This window comes from Mesorhizobium sp. B2-3-10 (assembly GCF_006442275.1).
Classification (GTDB): domain Bacteria; phylum Pseudomonadota; class Alphaproteobacteria; order Rhizobiales; family Rhizobiaceae; genus Mesorhizobium; species Mesorhizobium australicum.
The window spans coordinates 79399-95719 of the sequence record NZ_VFVT01000011.1; the positions used below are offsets into that span (position 1 = coordinate 79399).

At 61.1% G+C, this 16321-nt stretch carries 16 protein-coding genes; 8 read left to right on the top strand and 8 right to left on the bottom strand.

Annotated features, from left to right (window positions below):
• Positions 1 to 70: 70 nt before the first annotated feature.
• Positions 71 to 727 (top strand): outer membrane protein, encoded by a 657-nt coding sequence (locus FJ943_RS26560; protein ID WP_140717897.1) that lies wholly within the window; start codon positions 71 to 73, stop codon positions 725 to 727.
• Between the two features lie 61 nt (positions 728 to 788).
• Here the strand turns inward: FJ943_RS26560 and FJ943_RS26565 are convergent, their stop codons facing one another.
• Both FJ943_RS26565 and FJ943_RS26570 read right to left on the bottom strand, forming a co-directional pair.
• Positions 789 to 1385 (bottom strand): glutathione S-transferase family protein, encoded by a 597-nt coding sequence (locus tag FJ943_RS26565; protein ID WP_140726317.1) that lies wholly within the window; start codon positions 1383 to 1385, stop codon positions 789 to 791.
• A 434-nt stretch (positions 1386 to 1819) separates the two neighbouring features.
• Positions 1820 to 2287 carry a histone gene (locus FJ943_RS26570; protein ID WP_140726320.1) on the bottom strand — a complete coding sequence of 156 codons (468 nt, stop codon included), beginning with the start codon at positions 2285 to 2287 and terminating at the stop codon, positions 1820 to 1822.
• 544 nt (positions 2288 to 2831) lie between these two features.
• Between FJ943_RS26570 and FJ943_RS26575 the strand changes: the two genes are divergently transcribed.
• A complete protein-coding gene (locus FJ943_RS26575; protein ID WP_140726323.1) occupies positions 2832 to 3143 on the top strand; it encodes a transcriptional regulator in 312 nt (103 codons plus the stop codon).
• 242 nt (positions 3144 to 3385) lie between these two features.
• On the opposite strand, the gene FJ943_RS26580 is transcribed toward FJ943_RS26575, so the two are convergent.
• From FJ943_RS26580 to FJ943_RS26595, 4 genes are all read right to left on the bottom strand, one after another.
• Entirely contained in the window at positions 3386 to 3838 is a 453-nt protein-coding gene (locus FJ943_RS26580) for a hypothetical protein (protein ID WP_140726325.1), read from the bottom strand.
• A 185-nt stretch (positions 3839 to 4023) separates the two neighbouring features.
• A complete protein-coding gene (locus tag FJ943_RS26585) occupies positions 4024 to 4890 on the bottom strand; it encodes a 23S rRNA (adenine(2030)-N(6))-methyltransferase RlmJ (protein ID WP_140726328.1) in 867 nt (288 codons plus the stop codon).
• A complete protein-coding gene (locus FJ943_RS26590; RefSeq protein ID WP_140726331.1) occupies positions 4887 to 5498 on the bottom strand; it encodes a hypothetical protein in 612 nt (203 codons plus the stop codon). Before FJ943_RS26590 ends, FJ943_RS26585 begins: the two co-directional genes overlap by 4 nt.
• A gap of 19 nt (positions 5499 to 5517) precedes the next feature.
• The gene (locus FJ943_RS26595; protein ID WP_140664679.1) at positions 5518 to 6195 is read right to left on the bottom strand and encodes a TetR/AcrR family transcriptional regulator; all 678 of its coding nucleotides are present in this window, start codon (positions 6193 to 6195) and stop codon (positions 5518 to 5520) included.
• An 85-nt stretch (positions 6196 to 6280) separates the two neighbouring features.
• On the opposite strand from FJ943_RS26595, the gene FJ943_RS26600 reads away from it, so the two are divergent.
• From FJ943_RS26600 to galE, 3 genes are all read left to right on the top strand, one after another.
• Positions 6281 to 6748, top strand: a complete 468-nt coding sequence (locus FJ943_RS26600; protein WP_140726334.1) for a carboxymuconolactone decarboxylase family protein — start codon at positions 6281 to 6283, stop codon at positions 6746 to 6748.
• A gap of 1208 nt (positions 6749 to 7956) precedes the next feature.
• Positions 7957 to 9003 carry a UDP-glucuronic acid decarboxylase family protein gene (locus FJ943_RS26605; RefSeq protein ID WP_140664676.1) on the top strand — a complete coding sequence of 349 codons (1047 nt, stop codon included), beginning with the start codon at positions 7957 to 7959 and terminating at the stop codon, positions 9001 to 9003.
• A complete protein-coding gene (galE, locus tag FJ943_RS26610) occupies positions 9000 to 10031 on the top strand; it encodes a UDP-glucose 4-epimerase GalE (protein WP_140726482.1) in 1032 nt (343 codons plus the stop codon). Before FJ943_RS26605 ends, galE begins: the two co-directional genes overlap by 4 nt.
• Before the next feature lie 871 nt (positions 10032 to 10902).
• Here galE and FJ943_RS26620 read toward each other — a convergent pair.
• Complete coding sequence (locus FJ943_RS26620; RefSeq protein WP_167331129.1) at positions 10903 to 11529, bottom strand: DUF995 domain-containing protein; 627 nt, start codon at positions 11527 to 11529, stop codon at positions 10903 to 10905.
• 192 nt (positions 11530 to 11721) lie between these two features.
• On the opposite strand from FJ943_RS26620, the gene FJ943_RS26625 reads away from it, so the two are divergent.
• The 3 genes from FJ943_RS26625 to FJ943_RS26635 all read left to right on the top strand — a co-directional run bounded on the left by FJ943_RS26625 (position 11722) and on the right by FJ943_RS26635 (position 15501).
• On the top strand, positions 11722 to 13347 hold the full coding sequence (locus FJ943_RS26625; RefSeq protein ID WP_140726337.1) for a glycosyltransferase family 39 protein: 1626 nt from the start codon (positions 11722 to 11724) through the stop codon (positions 13345 to 13347).
• 181 nt (positions 13348 to 13528) lie between these two features.
• Positions 13529 to 14455, top strand: a complete 927-nt coding sequence (locus FJ943_RS26630) for a lysylphosphatidylglycerol synthase domain-containing protein (protein WP_140726340.1) — start codon at positions 13529 to 13531, stop codon at positions 14453 to 14455.
• Positions 14456 to 14496: 41 nt separating this feature from the next.
• Complete coding sequence (locus FJ943_RS26635; RefSeq protein ID WP_210241254.1) at positions 14497 to 15501, top strand: glycosyltransferase family 2 protein; 1005 nt, start codon at positions 14497 to 14499, stop codon at positions 15499 to 15501.
• 318 nt (positions 15502 to 15819) lie between these two features.
• On the opposite strand, the gene FJ943_RS26640 is transcribed toward FJ943_RS26635, so the two are convergent.
• A complete protein-coding gene (locus tag FJ943_RS26640) occupies positions 15820 to 16224 on the bottom strand; it encodes a hypothetical protein (RefSeq protein ID WP_246671946.1) in 405 nt (134 codons plus the stop codon).
• Positions 16225 to 16321: the final 97 nt, after the last annotated feature.

Sequence of the window (16321 nt, forward strand, 5' to 3'; positions counted from 1 at the left end):
ACCCCCCGGACGGGTCGATGGCGATCGTGAGAAACAAGCCTGTGTCCTGTGGCTTAAGGAGTAAAGAACAATGCAAGCCAATCTCAAATTCGCACGGCCGCTGGCTGTTGCGCTCGGGCTCTTCGCCCTCGGTGGTACCGCTTATGCCGCGGACGTCGTTTCGGAAGAGCCGCCGGCACCCGCTCCGGTTGCCGAACTTCCGGTCGCCTCGTGGGCCGGTCCCTATGCCGGTATCAACCTTGGCTACGGCTTCGGCGGCAAGACCAAGGAAAAGGATTTCGGCGTTTCGACCGATACCAAGGGTTTTGTCGGCAGTGTCTTCGGCGGCTATCAGTGGCAGCAGGAGAACTTCGTGTACGGCGGTGAAGCCGAACTCGGCTACAACGGCGTCAAGGGTGACGACAACGGCATCCACTCCAAGGGCGGCATCGAAGGCTCGCTGCGTGCCCGTCTCGGCTACGCCGTGACCCCGGAAATCCTGCTCTATGGCACCGGCGGTCTCGCCGGCAGAAGCCTGAAGGTGGAAGACTCGGTCATTCCTGCCAGCGACACCGCAACCATGCTCGGCTGGACCGCTGGCGTCGGCACCGACATCAAGCTGACCGACAATGTCTTCGGCCGCGTCGAGTATCGCTACACCGACTTCGGCAGCAAGAGCTTCGACGGTATCGGCAAGGTCAAGGCGACGGACAACCGCGTCACCTTCGGCCTCGGTATGAAGTTCTAAGTCGTTCAAGCCACGACACGAAAAGTCGGGCCTCGCGCCCGGCTTTTTTTGTGCCGGTCGCTCAGGCCGGAACCGCGGACTTCAGCTCTGGGAATTTTTCGTCGAAACGCGCCGCCCAGCGGGTCAACCGGCCGCGCCCCTTCTCCCACCGACCGCCAAAGCGGAGCGAGAGATAGCCGAGGCAGGCACGCAATGCCAACTGACCGGCCGTGATCTTCTTCGGCAGCTTTGGCGGATTGGCGTTGAGCAGATCGAGTGCCGCCATGATCTTCGCCCACTGCCGGTCGAGCCAGGGCTGATAGACCATCTCTTCAGGCCGGGTGCGGCGTTCGTAGACCATCGACAGCGCGCAATCGCAGATACCGTCGGCCAGCGCCTCCAGCACTTCCGCTTCCAGACGCTTGTCGGGATTGCGTGGAAACAAGGCGTTCTTCGAAATCCGGTTGAGGTGCTGGGTGATGGCGCGGCTGTCGTGAACCGAACGGCCATCGTCGAGCACCAGCACCGGGATCTTGCCGAGCGGATTGGCGCCGATCAGTTCGGCCGGCCTGTCTTCGGTCCTGACCGGCACCTCATCGAGGGCGATCCCGGCATAGGCCGCTGCCATCCTTACCTTGGAGCTGTAGGGAGAGGCGGACGCGTAGAGCAGCTTCGGCATGATCGGTTTCCTGTTTGCAAACATCCAGTGTTGACCGCAGGACTGTCGCCATCAATTGCCAGAGTGCAAAAAAACAGCGGCCAGAAACCGGCTGCGGTTTCCGCCCTGGCATCACGACAAGCCTGATGCCGGTACTCTGGAAAGTATCAGCAGGCCACGACAAAAAGTCGCCCGATTCGAACGTGCGCCCACACTTCTCTGGCACCCACGCTTCGCAGGCGCTAAGCGTCACGCCGATACATTCGCCAACCACCGCGAGGAGCGAAAGAGTTGGGCGAGCGAGGCAGCCAACCGGCGCCTCGCTTTGCTTGCCCCTCGGCCCCTTCCCGATGCTCAGCCCAGAGGGCTGAACCCGTTGCCGAACATGCTCCGATCCAGAGCGTCAGAGCGTCCTTGCCGGATCCCGAAGGACACGCGACGCCCCAACGATCCGTCTACTTCTTGGCCGGAGCCTTCGCCTTCGCAGGCGCTGCCTTTGCCTTCGGCGCCGCGGCTTTCTTCACCGCCGGCTTGGTCGCGGCGGCGGCTGCTTTCGCAGCTGGCTTGGCCGCCGGCTTCTTGGCCGGTGCCGCTTTTGCTGCCGGCCGCGCCGCGGCTTTCGCGGGAGCCGCCTTCTTGGCAGCGGGTTTGGCCGCCGCCTTGGCCGCAGGCTTCTTGGCCGGCGCCGCTTTCGCCGCCGGCTTCGCCGCGGCTTTCGCGGGCGCCGCCTTCTTCACTGCCGGCTTCGCGACAGACTTGGCCGCCGCCGGCTTCTTGGCCGGTGCCTTCGCTGCCGGCTTTGCCGCCGCCTTGGCAGGTGCTGCTTTCTTCACCGCTGTTGCGGCCTTCGCCGCGACTGCTTTTGCGGGTGCTTTCTTTGCCGGTGCCTTGGATGCCGGCGCTTTAGATGACTGCTTAGCCATGTCATGCCCCTTCACGTTATGCCGATGGCCGTGAATGACCCCGGCGCGCAATGCATATCTGACTCGCGTCTCGCTAGCCAGCGAAGCAATGGTATGATTTTCTCAACTTAAATTTTAGTTGCGATCCACACACAGTCACACTCATCACCGCAAAAATCCGCTGCTGATCTTCTGACGTCGCCAGCAAATCGATACCGGCGTTCCCGATGCGATCTCGCCATCAAGATCCGAAGATTAGCGAGCGGCTTCACGCGTGATCCTTGGCCGTGAACATCATAACCCACCGCGTCATCGAAGCGATCATCTTTTGCAGGCGCGCGGTTCGCGCAGATCACGAGCGCGATACGACGATCCATCTGAAGATCACCTTGTCAAGCATGGCTTGAGCACCGGCTTTCGGATTGACAGAATACTCTGTAGAACAGAGTATTCTGTATGAGATGCGATTGCGCCGTCGGTTTCGGCCATACAGAAGCAAATGGCACCGCAAAATCGCCAAGCCATATGGCGACAACCCAAGGCTTTGCCGCATTGGAGCCTGTTGATGAGCGCCGATGACATTATCCACCAGAGTACACGGCTCAGGATCATGGCCGTCCTGAACACGCTGGAAAGGCGCGAGACCCTGGAGTTCGTCCAGTTGAAAGCCATGATCGAAGTCACCGACGGCAATCTCGGAGCACATCTCGATACGCTGGCCAGAGCTGGCTATGTCGATATTGAAAAGCTTTTCGTCGGACGCCGGCCGCAGACACGGATCAGGGTCACGACGGCCGGGCGGCGGGCCTTTCGCGGTCACATTGCCTTTCTTCGCAAGATCATCGATCAGGCAGAGGCAACGCGTCGCAGAAAATAGCAAAGCGACGAGCCTTGGTTCACCGCCTCACGATACGGCGAGCCGCCGGTCGACAGTTCGACGGCGGCGGAATTGCCGCGTGTTTCGACAAGGAGCGCGTTGTCATCACGGCTGATAGCCGAGACAGATGGCGCCGGAGCGCGACGACGGCGCAGGCGCCGACCCGCCGGGGCGTCAGCGTCTCGCCTGCGCCCCCTTCAGGCCGCAGGCGCGAAAAAGATCGGAAGGAGAACGAGGTGCGTTCAGCGCAGGACGCGGCAACGGCCGTTATAGACCATCCAGCGATCGAAGCCCGAGACGCAGAACTCGACATTGTCGCCGATGGAGGCAAAGCCCTGGCCTTCCTCGATCAGATAGAAGATCGACCGGTCCCGGCCATCCGACAGGCTGACGGTTGCCCGGCAATAGTGACGACCGATCGGCCATTCCTCGCTCGCCTGCTGATAACGGTGCTGGCGAATGTCGCGAAAATCGGTGATGGCGACGTCGGGCAGATGGGGCACGTGATGCACCTGGTAGGAGAACCGATGCGTGATCTTGCTCAGCACCCATGTCTCGCCACAGATGCTGCCATCGTCCTCAGAATAGACGCCGAGGTCGGCCGCCTGGACCGCCCGGGTGACACCGAGAGGCGCAGCAAGGGGCGTGCAGAGCGAAATCAGGGCAGCAAGTGCGGATTTGGCGAAGCGAGTCATGGCAGCCTCTCAAGGTCGATTGCGCGCACTGTGCGGATTCGCTCGGCGGCGGTCAAGCGGTTGCCGAAACAATGGTTTCCAGAAACCGGCGCCGGGCAGTTGCTGTAAGCTGCAACCCGCAGGTAACGGCTAAGTTCCCCACGGGCTGATCGTGCGGTCGTAAGGAACGCGGCGATCGAAACGGACTATTCCGGCGGCGGGACCTGCTCGCCGGCCAGCCATTCCAGCGACCAGTGGGCCGGCTTGCCCACGGCGAGCAATTTGTGCAGTGCCGGCAGCATGGTTCGCAGTTCGCCTTCCAGCGTGAAGGGCGGATTGACCACCACCATGCCGGTGCCATCGAGGCTGGGATCGGAAGAGGCTGGCCTGATCTCGAATTCTATGTCGAGGATTTTCGAGATGCCGGATTGCTTCAGCGCTTTCCTGAAGGCGATCACCGCCTTGCGGTCCTTGATCGGATACCACAGCGCGTAGATGCCACTGGGCCAGCGCCTGTGCGCCTTCACCAGCCCGTCGACGAGGCGGCCGAACTCACCCTCTTCCTCGAAGGGGGGATCGATGAGCACCAGGCCGCGCTTTTCCTTCGGCGGCAGGTGCGCTCCGAGCGCAAGCCAGCCGTCCAGTTCCATCACCTTTGTCTGAAAATCGCCGGCGAACTCGATCTTCAGCCTGGCGGCGTCTTTCGGGTGCAGTTCGATCGCCGACAACCGGTCCTGCTTGCGCAGGAGATTGCGCGCGAGCAGCGGCGAGCCCGGATATTTCTTTACGCCGCCCTCCGGATTGAGCGAGCGCACCGCCGCCAGATAAGGCGCCAGCAGCGCCGCCGCCTTCGCATCGAACGCGGCATCTATCAGCCTGCCGATGCCGCCCTGCCACTCGCCTGTCTTGTGCGCTTCGAGTGACGACAGATCGTAGCGGCCAATGCCGGCATGAGTGTCGATGACGCGAAACGCCTTGTCCTTCTGCTTCAGGTAGTCGAGCAGGCGCGTCAGCACGACATGCTTGACGACATCGGCAAAATTGCCGGCGTGGTAGGCGTGGCGATAGTTCATGTGGGACCCCTGCCCCAACGTGGCGGCGGCGGCTGCGAATTCGGATTTTCCGGTCGCCCGCCAGCAGAACGCAAGGACAGCAAGAAACCGATCAGGCCGACCGCCATCAGCGAGAAGCCTATCGGCCGCGCGCGGCCGTCGATTTCCCCGACACCGGAGCGCAAGACAAGGTCGACCGCTCGCATCGGTATGTCCTCGGCATCGCCCGGGCCGACCGTGAAGACGTAAGCGCCAGGGCTGACGGTGGCGATCAGGCCAGCCTCGTCGCGAAAGATCTTGTCGGGCAGTTGCGGGCTGGCCTGGCGCGGATTGTCCACATGGTTGAACTGCAGCGTCGAGGCAAGCACCGTGCGGCCATTGGTGGCCGCGGTCAGCGTCAACACAGTGCGCTGCTGCGAAACGATGCGTTCGGCCCTCGCGGTCAGGTCCACCAGCACCCGCACCGGCGCATCGCGATCCCTAAGCGATACGGTCAACGGCTTGAATCGGCCCTGCTCGTAGACCCGCCAGGTGCCGATTTCGCGGCCGGAAAAATTGGCCGTCGCCCAGGGATAGATGAGACCGATGCCGGTGCCGGCCAACAGGATCAGGACGAAGAGAAAGCGCATTCAGGCGGTCACCTTGCAATCAAACCCTGCCGGACGGTCGGCTTATATCGGCGCCGTCGCGCAGGCGTTCCATTTCGTCCAGCAGCATGTCGAGGCCGAGTTCGAAGGTCTTGTCGAATTCGGCGGCGCCAAAAAAGCGCCCGGCCTCCACGACGTTTGGATAGTCCCTGGCCAGTTGCTCGTCGCTGACGGTGTTCACCGCGGACGGGCCTCTGGAATAGCCCGCGTTCTCGTCCAGCACCGCGCCCATCAGATAATAGCCCACGGCGCGGAAGAGCCGCGCACTGAGTTCCGCGTCGAAGCCGCCATCCTTGAACAAGCCGATAATGCCGTTCAACCAGGCAAGGCAAACCGGCGAATTCATCCGGTAGGTAACAATGAAAGTGGAATAGGCGGGATGCTCGCGGCCGATGCGGCGGAAATCGTCGACGGCAACACGCATTCTTTGCCGCCAGGGAAGGCTGGTGTCAGGCACTTCAAGGGCGCCGATCAGCCGGTCGATCAGCGCCTCGTGCAGATGCGCCACCGAGGGAAAGTGATGATAGATGCTCATGGCCTCGCAGCCGAGCGCGGCGGCGAGCTTGCGCATCGAAAAGCCGAAAAGGCCCTCCCTCTCGATCACCTCGAAAGCCGCGTCCTCGATCATTTCGCGCGACAGACGCCCGCGCGCTCTCTGTTTCGTGATTGGCTGATCCATAGCGCCGCTTGACAACTTACAGTGTAAGGTTCATTTTCGCCGTCACCTTACATCGTAAGGCTAACAAAGACCAGAGGAGAAAACCATGTCGTACCATCGCATCGTCAAATCCGTGCAGTCTTCATCCCATGTGTTCCTGTCCGCCGCAGCGGCCTGTGTCCTGTCGCTCGGCTCCGCGCCTGCCCATGCCGACGACTATGATGCAACCCTCAAGGACATACAGTCGACCATGGGCGGTGTCCCAAGCTTTGTAAAACAGTTTCCCAAAACCGGTCTGCCCGGTGCCTGGGCCGAGGTCAAGGCCATCGAGCTCAGCGACAAGACGGCGTTGCCGCCCAAGGTCAAGTCGCTGATCTCCTTGGCCGTGGCGGCGCAGATTCCTTGCACCTACTGCATCTGGTCGGACACGCAGGACGCCAAGCGCGCCGGCGCTACCGACGAGGAGATCGAGGAAGCCGTGGCGATGGCGGCGCTGACGCGCCACTGGAGCACTATCTTCAACGGCATGCAGGTCGATTTCGACACATTCAAGAAGGAAATGGGCGGGCAGTAAGCCCGCCGGCAAGAAGGAAATGGGCGGGCAGTAAGCCCGCCGGCAAGAAGGAAATGGGCGGGCAGTAAGCCCGCCGGCAAGAAGGAAATGGGCGGGCAGTAAGCCCGCCGGGCGGGCAGTCCCGCCGGGAGTAACATAGCCAAGCTGGAGCACGGCGCCGCGTCAGGAGCGGTCTGCCACACGACAACAGGCGTCCCTGTTTTGTGGTTGCCTGAACGAGATGGCCCGCTGAGAAACGGACCATCTCGACCATTTTTGCGGCCCGCGCCAATGCGGCGGTCAACCTGGATGCGTGGTCGCGCCATGGACAGCAGCTAGCCTATGCCCTCAAATGCCATTGCCGAGATGGCCGGCATTCCACTATGACTTCGATGCGCCTGCAGGCGAGAAGGGGATGTCGACTCATACCTTGGCGGATGAGGGACCTCGAATGCACAGAGGACACGGGCGGCCCGACAGAGAGAAATCGGCGTTAAAAATCATTCCTGCGGGCCGATTCTGCCTTCTGATTTTGACTCTTGGTCTGCTCTGCGCCGCTGCCAGTTGCGACGTGGATTCCGTCCGCAGAGAGATACTGGCAAAGTATTCACGGCCAAGCGTTTATGTCTGCAGTCCCAGCGGATTTGGGCAGCAATCTCATTGCAACCTGAAGATTTGACGCCTTCTGAATCGCTCTTCATTTCAGACAGTGCCCAGGGGCTACCCACCCCAATGATCTCACAAGGACACTCCGCCCTGTTCCTCGACATCAGGCTTTTGATGGCACCCGAGAAGAGATCGCGGCAGCCTGTGAAATTTGCTTGGATCGAGCCAATATGCTGATTCAAAATGAAGAACCCCGGCCGTAGCCATCCGCGCCCGCGCCGGGAACGCGTCGGCCATGATTAACCAATGGCAAACACAATTGGTTAAGGAATCTCTAATTTAGTTGACTTGAATTTCCACAGGTATATTTTCCGGGCGTTGGGATGTGCAATTTGGGCGAGCAATCGGCGATGATGGCATGGGGCGCGTGATCGCGATCTTGGGGCGCATGGACTGCTGAACGGCAGATACAAGCCGGGCGGCAGCGGCCTCGTAACTCAGCTAGTGACAAGCGCACATCAGTGATGGCGATCCGCGGATGCGGAGATTGCCGCGTTTAAGGACGTGGCCGGGCAGTGCTTTGCCCTGCCCGGCGGTAGCGTGTGCGGTGCGTGGAGGAAAGCATGAGTAAGGTCATCAAGGTTCTGAAACTTGGTTCCAGAAACGATCAAAGGGGCAACGGCAACGACCATAACCGAGGCCGTGCGCTGGTCGCTGGAGGCGCGGGCTTCCTGGGATCGCATTTGTGCGAACGACTTTTGCAGGACGGATACGACGTCGTCGCACTGGACAATTTCCATACCGGCAAAAGATACAATCTCAATACGCTGCTGCGCGATCCGAGATTCAGCTGCATGGAGCACGACATCGTCGATGCATTGCCTTTGGACCTTCGGTTCGACGAGATCTACAATTTAGCCTGCCCTGCTTCTCCGCCACATTATCAGGCAGATCCGATCCATACCTTCAAGACCAGTGTGCTTGGCGCGCTGAACCTGTTGGAACTCGCGCGTCGGAACAATGCCAAGATATTCCAGGCCTCGACTTCCGAGGTCTACGGCGATCCGTTCGTGCACCCGCAGCCCGAAAGCTATTTCGGCAATGTGAACACGCACGGACCGCGCTCCTGCTATGATGAAGGCAAGCGTTCGGCCGAAACCCTTTTTTTCGACTATTCGAGGACGTATGGCCTCGACATTCGCGTAGCCCGTATCTTCAACACCTACGGTCGCCGCATGCAACCCGATGACGGGCGCGTCGTCTCGAACTTCATCGTCCAGGCGTTGCGTGGCGAAGACCTGACCGTCTATGGCAGCGGCCTGCAGACCCGCTCCTTCTGCTACGCCGACGACCTGATCGAGGGTTTCATGCGGCTGATGAATGCGCCGAGTGCGCCTGCCCATCCGGTCAACCTCGGCAATCCCGGCGAATTCACCATCATGGAACTCGCGACACTGGTTGTCAGCTATACCAACTCCAGATCGAAAATCGTGCATCGGCCATTGCCGATCGACGATCCCAAACAACGCAAGCCGGATATTTCCTTCGCCAGAAGCAATCTCGGTTGGGAGCCGAAGATCAGCCTGGCCCAAGGGCTCGCGCATACCGTCGACTATTTCGACGCCCTGCTCTACGGGAGCCGGATTACCAAAGGGGCCGCGGCTTCATGAGCCAGCCGGCAGTCCTGGTGACAGGGGGAGCCGGCTTTATCGGCAGCCATACGTGCAAGCTGCTTGCCGCGGCCGGTTATCTGCCGGTGGCATTCGACAACATGTCCCGCGGCAATCGGAAATCCGTCGCCTGGGGTCCGCTTGTCGTCGGCGACATCCGCGACCGGGATGCATTGCAGGCGGCGATCGAAGCCTATCGGCCCGCATCCATCATACACTTCGCGGCGCTTGCTTATGTTGGAGAGTCCGTCGGTCAGCCGGCCGAATACTATTCCACCAATGTCACGGGCACCATCGCCGTACTCGACGCCGCACGCGCGCATTCGATCGAGAACATCATCTTTTCCAGCAGTTGCGCAACCTACGGCGTTCCGGAAGCACTGCCTATTCGTGAGACCTCTTCGCAAAATCCGATCAGCCCGTACGGGCGCACCAAGCTGATAGGCGAACAGATCATCAGCGACTATGCCAACGCATACGGAATGAAGTTCGCCATCCTGCGCTACTTCAATGCCTGCGGGGCCGATCCCGGCGGGGAGCTCGGCGAGTGGCATTCGCCGGAAACGCATCTGGTTCCCAGGGTGCTGATGGCGGCGTCAGGCATCATCGACGAGGTCGAGGTCTTCGGCACGGATTATGAGACATCGGACGGGACTTGCGTGCGCGACTACATCCACGTCAGCGATCTGGCCCGCGCCCATTTGAAAGCTCTCCAACATTTGGAGGGCGGTGGACAAAGCCTGGCGGTCAACCTCGGCACCGGGCGAGGCGTGTCCATCAAGGAGATTGTCCAGGCGGTCAGCCGGATGACTTCAAGACCGGTTCCGGCCGTCTTCAGGGCCCGGCGCCCGGGAGATCCGGCCGAACTCTATGCCGATCCGAGCAAGGCGCGCGCGCACCTTGGCTTTGTGCCGCAGCTTTCCGACATCGACACGATCGTCAGGACCGCCGCCCCATTCTTCGGGCTGCGGACGAAACCGATGATACTGCCACCAAGCGACGGCGCGGTAGCGGTCGCTGCTCGATAGATCAGAGATAGCGCGGGTGGCAGCTTGCGCGTTGGCCAAATCCGCTGGGGCTGCAGATGTAAGGCGAGCCTCCTAACAACGCACCTTCATCGACAGGACTGAAAGCGACCTTCACGGGTCCCGTTGTGCGGATCGCGATCGGCGGTGGCGGAGCAAAAGCGTAAGTTCTTTCAGTGGTGCGGATAGTCCTTGTCATCAGCATCTCAGGCTCGATCCTGAGCGAACGCACCATGTATCCAGCCTGGACCGGTCGGACTGAAGGCTTGCTCCGGAGCGGATGCGCGACCGGTGCAATAAGGACGGAACCGGTTCTGGTCGTATCCATCCCCTGACATCCTGCAACCAGAGAGGTCATCGCCACCACAACAATAGAGAGAGCTTTCTTGCTTAGGCGAGAAGCGCCCATTGCGGAATTGTTCCCCATGTGTCCCTTGCCTTTGAGTATAAGCTGGGGCGCGTTGCGACACCTGCGCCGCTTCACGCCGTTTCAGTGACCACTCGCACATCACACACAAATATTAGACATCACTAATTATTAAATTTCATGAAAACCATATGGTGTTGGAGCCATCGTCTCGTCGTTCTGTCAGAGAGAAGTGATTGCGCCAATCGGCGGTCGGTGCGCCGACAATTCCAGCCGGACTGCTCAGCGTTTTATAAGCGATTCGCAAGCTTCTTCACAGGCCTGGCAAAAGCGGCCTGCCTGAATCCGCCCCTCCGGACACGCCGTCACCGATGTGGTATCGGGAGGGGCCAACGGAGCCAGGAACGGCGCCTGCCGCGGCGAATAGGATTCGCCCGACCTGCCGTAAGCTTCTGATTTCGTGCATGTCGTTGTCCCGGAACCGAGGACACTTCCGAGCGATATGCATCAGTTCTTGGAGTCGATCAACTTGCGGGCCTCTTCGAACCGCGCGGCCTTGGTATCACCAGATTCGAATTTTCGGTATTCGTCGGAAGGACCTTCGGGAGTTCGTTTGAAACTGTACCATTCTCCGTCCGGATCCTTGCGTTGCTCGATCGTTCCATCCTTGATTCGGTGGCTATAGCAGGTGCGGCGCTGTTTGCCCTTGTAGCTGTTGGACCGCCAAGCGACATCCATGCACATCTTGCCGTCTTTGGTCACCAGCCACCTGCCCTCTGCGACAGACGCTGAATCCTGCCCCGACGTCCAGGCCTCAAGGCGCCGATTGCCCTTCGCGAAATAGGCCGCTCCATTTTCCCATATCCATGTGCGATCGGCATACAGAAGCTGCAGCTCATAGGCTGTTGGAACAGTGGCGGCAATTGGAGCAATAGCGCTATCCGCTTTTGCAGGTGCGCTGTCCTTGGCGGCAGCCGCATGGGACGTTCCCGGGAGGGCCACCTGGCCGCAGAGGGCCAGGACAAACAGGAGCAGCGTGAAACGTGCGGACCGACGACGTTCCCTGCGCCGTAGACGATCTACGCCATGCGGCGGCGACCTGGTCGGAGCTATCGGTACAATCAGCGTTGGCATGTCTGTGCGGCCCAGGGCAGCGCTATCGGCGCGACAGCCTTTGCGAATTATTTAACAGCCGCGGGAGCCGCGATGTCAACTTTCGCGACGCCCGCTGTCGCCAAAATTAAGGATTGCGTCGTATACTCCCTCGCCTTTGACAATCGCGCGCAAAAGCAACATCCGCAGACGTCAGAGAGGACGCGGTTTCAAATGGGCGACGATCCGGAATTGAATCAGGCCGAGGTTCAGCAATACCTGCAGCAGCCGATCGCTCGGGACCCGGCTGCTCGCAATTACCTGAACCTCGACACGGCGATCTTGCTGGGGATCCTGTTCATCGCGGTCGTGTTCAGGTTCCACAACATAACCTTGCCGCTGGTCGACGCTTTCAGCTGGCGCGAGACAAGCACGGCAATGATGGCCGACAATTTTCAACAGCGCAGCTGGAACATCTTCTTCCCGGAGGTGAGTTGGACCGGACCCGGCCCGAGTTATCAGGGCCGCGAGTTCCAGATCGTCAGCTATCTGACCGCCCTGCTCTACCAACTCTTCGGCTGGCACGACTGGTTTGGCCGCGTGGTTGCGGCCTTCTTCGGTCTGGTGACGGTGTTTTCGCTGCACAGGTTGACGGCGCTATGCTGGGGCCAAACGCATGCCCATGCGGCGGCGCTCGCCTACGCGCTGATGCCGGCGGCGATCATGATCGACAGCTCGTTCCTGCCCGATCCGTCGATGCTGGCACTGGTGACAACAGGCGTTTGGCTGTTCGCCAAATACTGGGCTGGCGGCAGCCGATGGCTTTTGCCGCTCGCCGCCGTCAGCTTCACGCTCGGTGCGCTGGCAAAGCCGCCTGGCGTGGCGGCGGGCGCCGTCATCTTCTACCTGATGGTGCGCTGGATTCTGCAGAAGAAACGACGGCAGGCGACCGAGGTCTTCCTGTGGGGATTTTTGAGCCTGGCCATCATCGGCGCCTATTTCAGCTGGGCCATCTATCTCGGCCGCAGCTATCCACCCTATCACGTCGCGGGCAGCGGCTACATCTGGAATTCCGGATTGTGGACGTTCGTCAATGATGGCTTCTACTTCAAATCCGTGTGGAACACCTCTGTCTGGTGGTTCTACGGCTATCCGTTCATGGCGCTGATCGCGGTCGGTTTCTGGATACCGCCCGGACCCGCCGAAGACCCGACGCAGCGCACCCTTTCGGCCATTCCCTATATTTGGCTGGGTGCGGCCATGATCGTCTACCTGGCGGCGGCGCGCGAAATAACCAGCAACCCCTGGAATTACCACATTTTCCATGTGCCGTTCGCGATGTTCTGCGGCCGCGGCGCGCTTCTTCTGGCAACGTTTGCATCGGGAACCGTTCTGTCGCCGGTCGTGCTGCGTTCGATCTGTATCGTTGTCGTGACCCTCGTGTGGTCGACCTTTCCTCTCGTGAGGACAATGAAGGCGCCGGTCGCGATGAACGGCAAGCTGCTCGGCGAGGAGTTGGCGCGGTTGGCGCAACCGGGCGACCTCGTCGTGGCCATCGCGCCGGAGGTCGGCGATCCCGTCGCCGTCTACTACAGCAGGGCACGCGGCTGGGTGTTCCCGCCTGGCGGAGGCGATGTCGAATGGTCGAAATTCGTCGCGGACGACGCCACCGCGATCGCCCAGCTCGAGGAGTTGCGCGGTCAAGGCGCGGATCTGTTCGGCACGGCCAAGAACGCTGCCGACAATCAGGACCAGTTGTTCATCGAGCATCATGACGGGGTCGTCGACTATCTGGACAAGACCGCAACCAAGCTTGTGGATTCGGATGCTTTGCTGGTCTATAGGATCACCCGTCCATGAGAGCTGCGACAGCTGTGGGCCTTGACAGGATATGGCCCGACGGCTCAGCGGCCACGTATCCGCCCCGCGGAAGGCCGGCAAGGCGGTGGGCCAGGCGAACTGCCCCAGGATGACGTCTTGGACGTTCATTCGCCACGATGCCACCGCTGGAACTCGGTGGTGAAAACCGGCGGAGAATTGGTTGAAAAGAACAATCTCGATAATCGTGACGCTGGCCCTGCTGGCCTGGCTGGCAAGCGACTCGCGCTGGCGGACGGTCGGCGATGCCTTCGACCGCATCACGCCAGCTACGTTCGCGGTGGCGACGATCGCCTTTTTCGTCACCTATGTCTTGCGTGCGCTACGCGTCTGCGACGAGTTCCGCGACGAGGTGAATGGCCGTTTCGGAGCCTGCCTGCGCGTCATTCTGATCCACAATGCGATGATCAACGTCGTACCCTTCCGGGGCGGCGAGACGGCCTTTCCCTTGCTCCTGCGCCAGGTCTTCGGCGTGCCGATCATGCGCGCCAGCGCCTCGCTGCTGTGGTTCAGGCTGCAGGACGCTTTCGTCGTCGGCGTGCTGGCGCTGGCGGTGTGGCCGGGCCTGCATGCGGCGATAAGGATCGCTGGGATCGCCGCCTTGATCGCTGCCGCCTGGTACCTGCCGCGCTGGGCGCGCGCGCCGCATGACTGGGCCGGGCGCGGCAGGATCGTGGCGAAGCTCGGCCTGCTGCGCGACACCTTCACCGAGGCGACCGGGCGCTCGCGTTACGGCTGGTGGTGGACGATCGCCAACTGGTCGCTGAAGCTCGCCGTGCAGGGATGGCTGCTGGCCCTGATACTGGGAACATCCTTCACGACGGCCTTTCCAGGCGTCGTCGGGGCCGAAGGCGCCGCAATATTGCCGGTGCAAGGCGTCGCCGGCTTCGGCACTTATGAAGCGGGAGCGGCGGCGGCACTGCTCACATCCGGAATTGCGATGAAGAGCGGTCTGCAGGCGGCCCTGGCGCTGCACCTGTTCATCTTCTGCTCGGCTATCGCCACCGGCGCTATAGCCTGGCTGTTTCCCTCGAAATCGACGCTGCCAGGGACTCCGGCCGTCGGACCTGCAAGGAAGCCATCCCAATGAACATATTGCCCATCCCCGCTTCGGGGCTGCCTGAGGGCGCGATGATGCCGGACCATACGCTGTCCATCGTCGTGCCCATGTACAACGAGGCCGAAAACGTCGAGCCGCTGCTGACGCGGATTCACCAGGCGATGGAGCGCTACGAGCAGCCGTGGGAGGTCGTGCTGGTCGATGACGGCAGCACCGACGCGACGGTGAGCGAGATCAGGCGCCTGGCTGCGCATTATGGCCCGCATGTGCATGCGGTCGAACTCGTGCGCAATTACAAGCAGACCGCCGCGATGCAGGCCGGCATCGACGCGGCGCGCGGCGATGTCATCGCCACGATCGACGGCGACCTGCAAAATGATCCCTTCGACATCCCGCGCATGGTCTACCGCCTGCTGAGCGAGGATCTCGACTTGGTGGTCGGCTGGCGCAAGGACCGCCAGGAGGGGCTTTTGATGCGCAGGCTCCCTTCGCGTATCGCCAATGCGCTGATTGCACGCGTCACCGGCGTGCGCCTCAAGGACTATGGCTGCAGCCTCAAGGTCTATCGCGGCAGCGTCATCCGCAGCGTCAAGCTCTATGGTGAGATGCACCGCTTCATCCCGGCATGGCTGGCTACCGTGACGACCCCCAGACGCATCGCGCAGGAGGTTGTGACGCATCATGCCCGCATCCACGGCCAGTCCAAATACGGCATTTCGCGCACCTTCAGGGTCGTGCTCGATCTGGTGTTCATGTATTTCTTCATGCGCTATCGCACACGGCCCGGACATTTCTTCGGTGGCATCGGCATCGCGCTTGGCGCGCTGGGTTCGCTGATACTTGCCTATCTGCTTTGCCTGAAGCTGTTTTTCGCGCAAGACATCGGAACACGGCCGATGCTGTTCACTGGCTTCTTTCTGCTGATCGCCGGAGTGCAGATGGTGACGTCGGGCGTGCTGGCGGAAATGCTGGCCCGCGTCTATCACGAGGCAAACGGATCATCGGCCTATGTCGCGCGGCCACGGCCGGCGCCCGGCGACGATGACGGCTGGCTCCGCCCGAGCCGACCTTCATGAGGAGATCGGAACGCCAGGGATATTCATGGCCACGAGCCGATGGCGGTCGAAGGGCAAGAGATAAGGCCAACCCTGCGCCCACCTCTCGCCCTCGACTCGCGCCCCCAGCGAAGACCTCGGCGGCAGCCCTCGGTCAGGCACCGCCACTTACACATGTCGCGGCGAATAGGATTCGCCCGACCTGCTTTAAGCTTCTGATCTGCATGTCGTTGTCCCGGAACCGAGCACACTTCCGGGCGACGTGCATTCTGATTTTATGCATGTCGTTGCCCCGGAACCGAGGACACTTCCGGGCGACGTGCATTTAGGTCCAATGCTCTAGTAACGCGAACGGCAGCTGGCGCGCTGGCCGAAACCGCTCGGGCCGCAAATCCAGGGCGAATGCCCCAGGAACTGACCGCCATTGCCCGGGCTGTAGGAAACCTTCACCGGTGCCGGCCTATCAATCCGTTGCGGCCGCACGAAGGCCGCGTAGGCCTCCTCCCTGGTACGCGTCACGACGCTCATCTGTGTAAGCGGTTTGCGGTAGAGAAGCTTTGCCTTGACGTGATGGACCTTCCCAGCGTGATGGGCCATTTTGCCGAACCCGTAGTCGATGGTTCGCCCGTTGATCGAGCCGGTCTTGGTTGTATCCATGGTCTGGCAGCCGGACACCATCGAGACGAGCACAAAGGCAGCAACAGCACAGGTATATTTTCTGCCGTTGTTGGCCAAATTTTCCATAACCCTGTTCATCTGCATCTCTCTACCCTTAAACATAATTCGGTTGTGTGCGGGTGATATACTTTATAGTCGGCTTCTTTCCACACTTTTTAAGTGA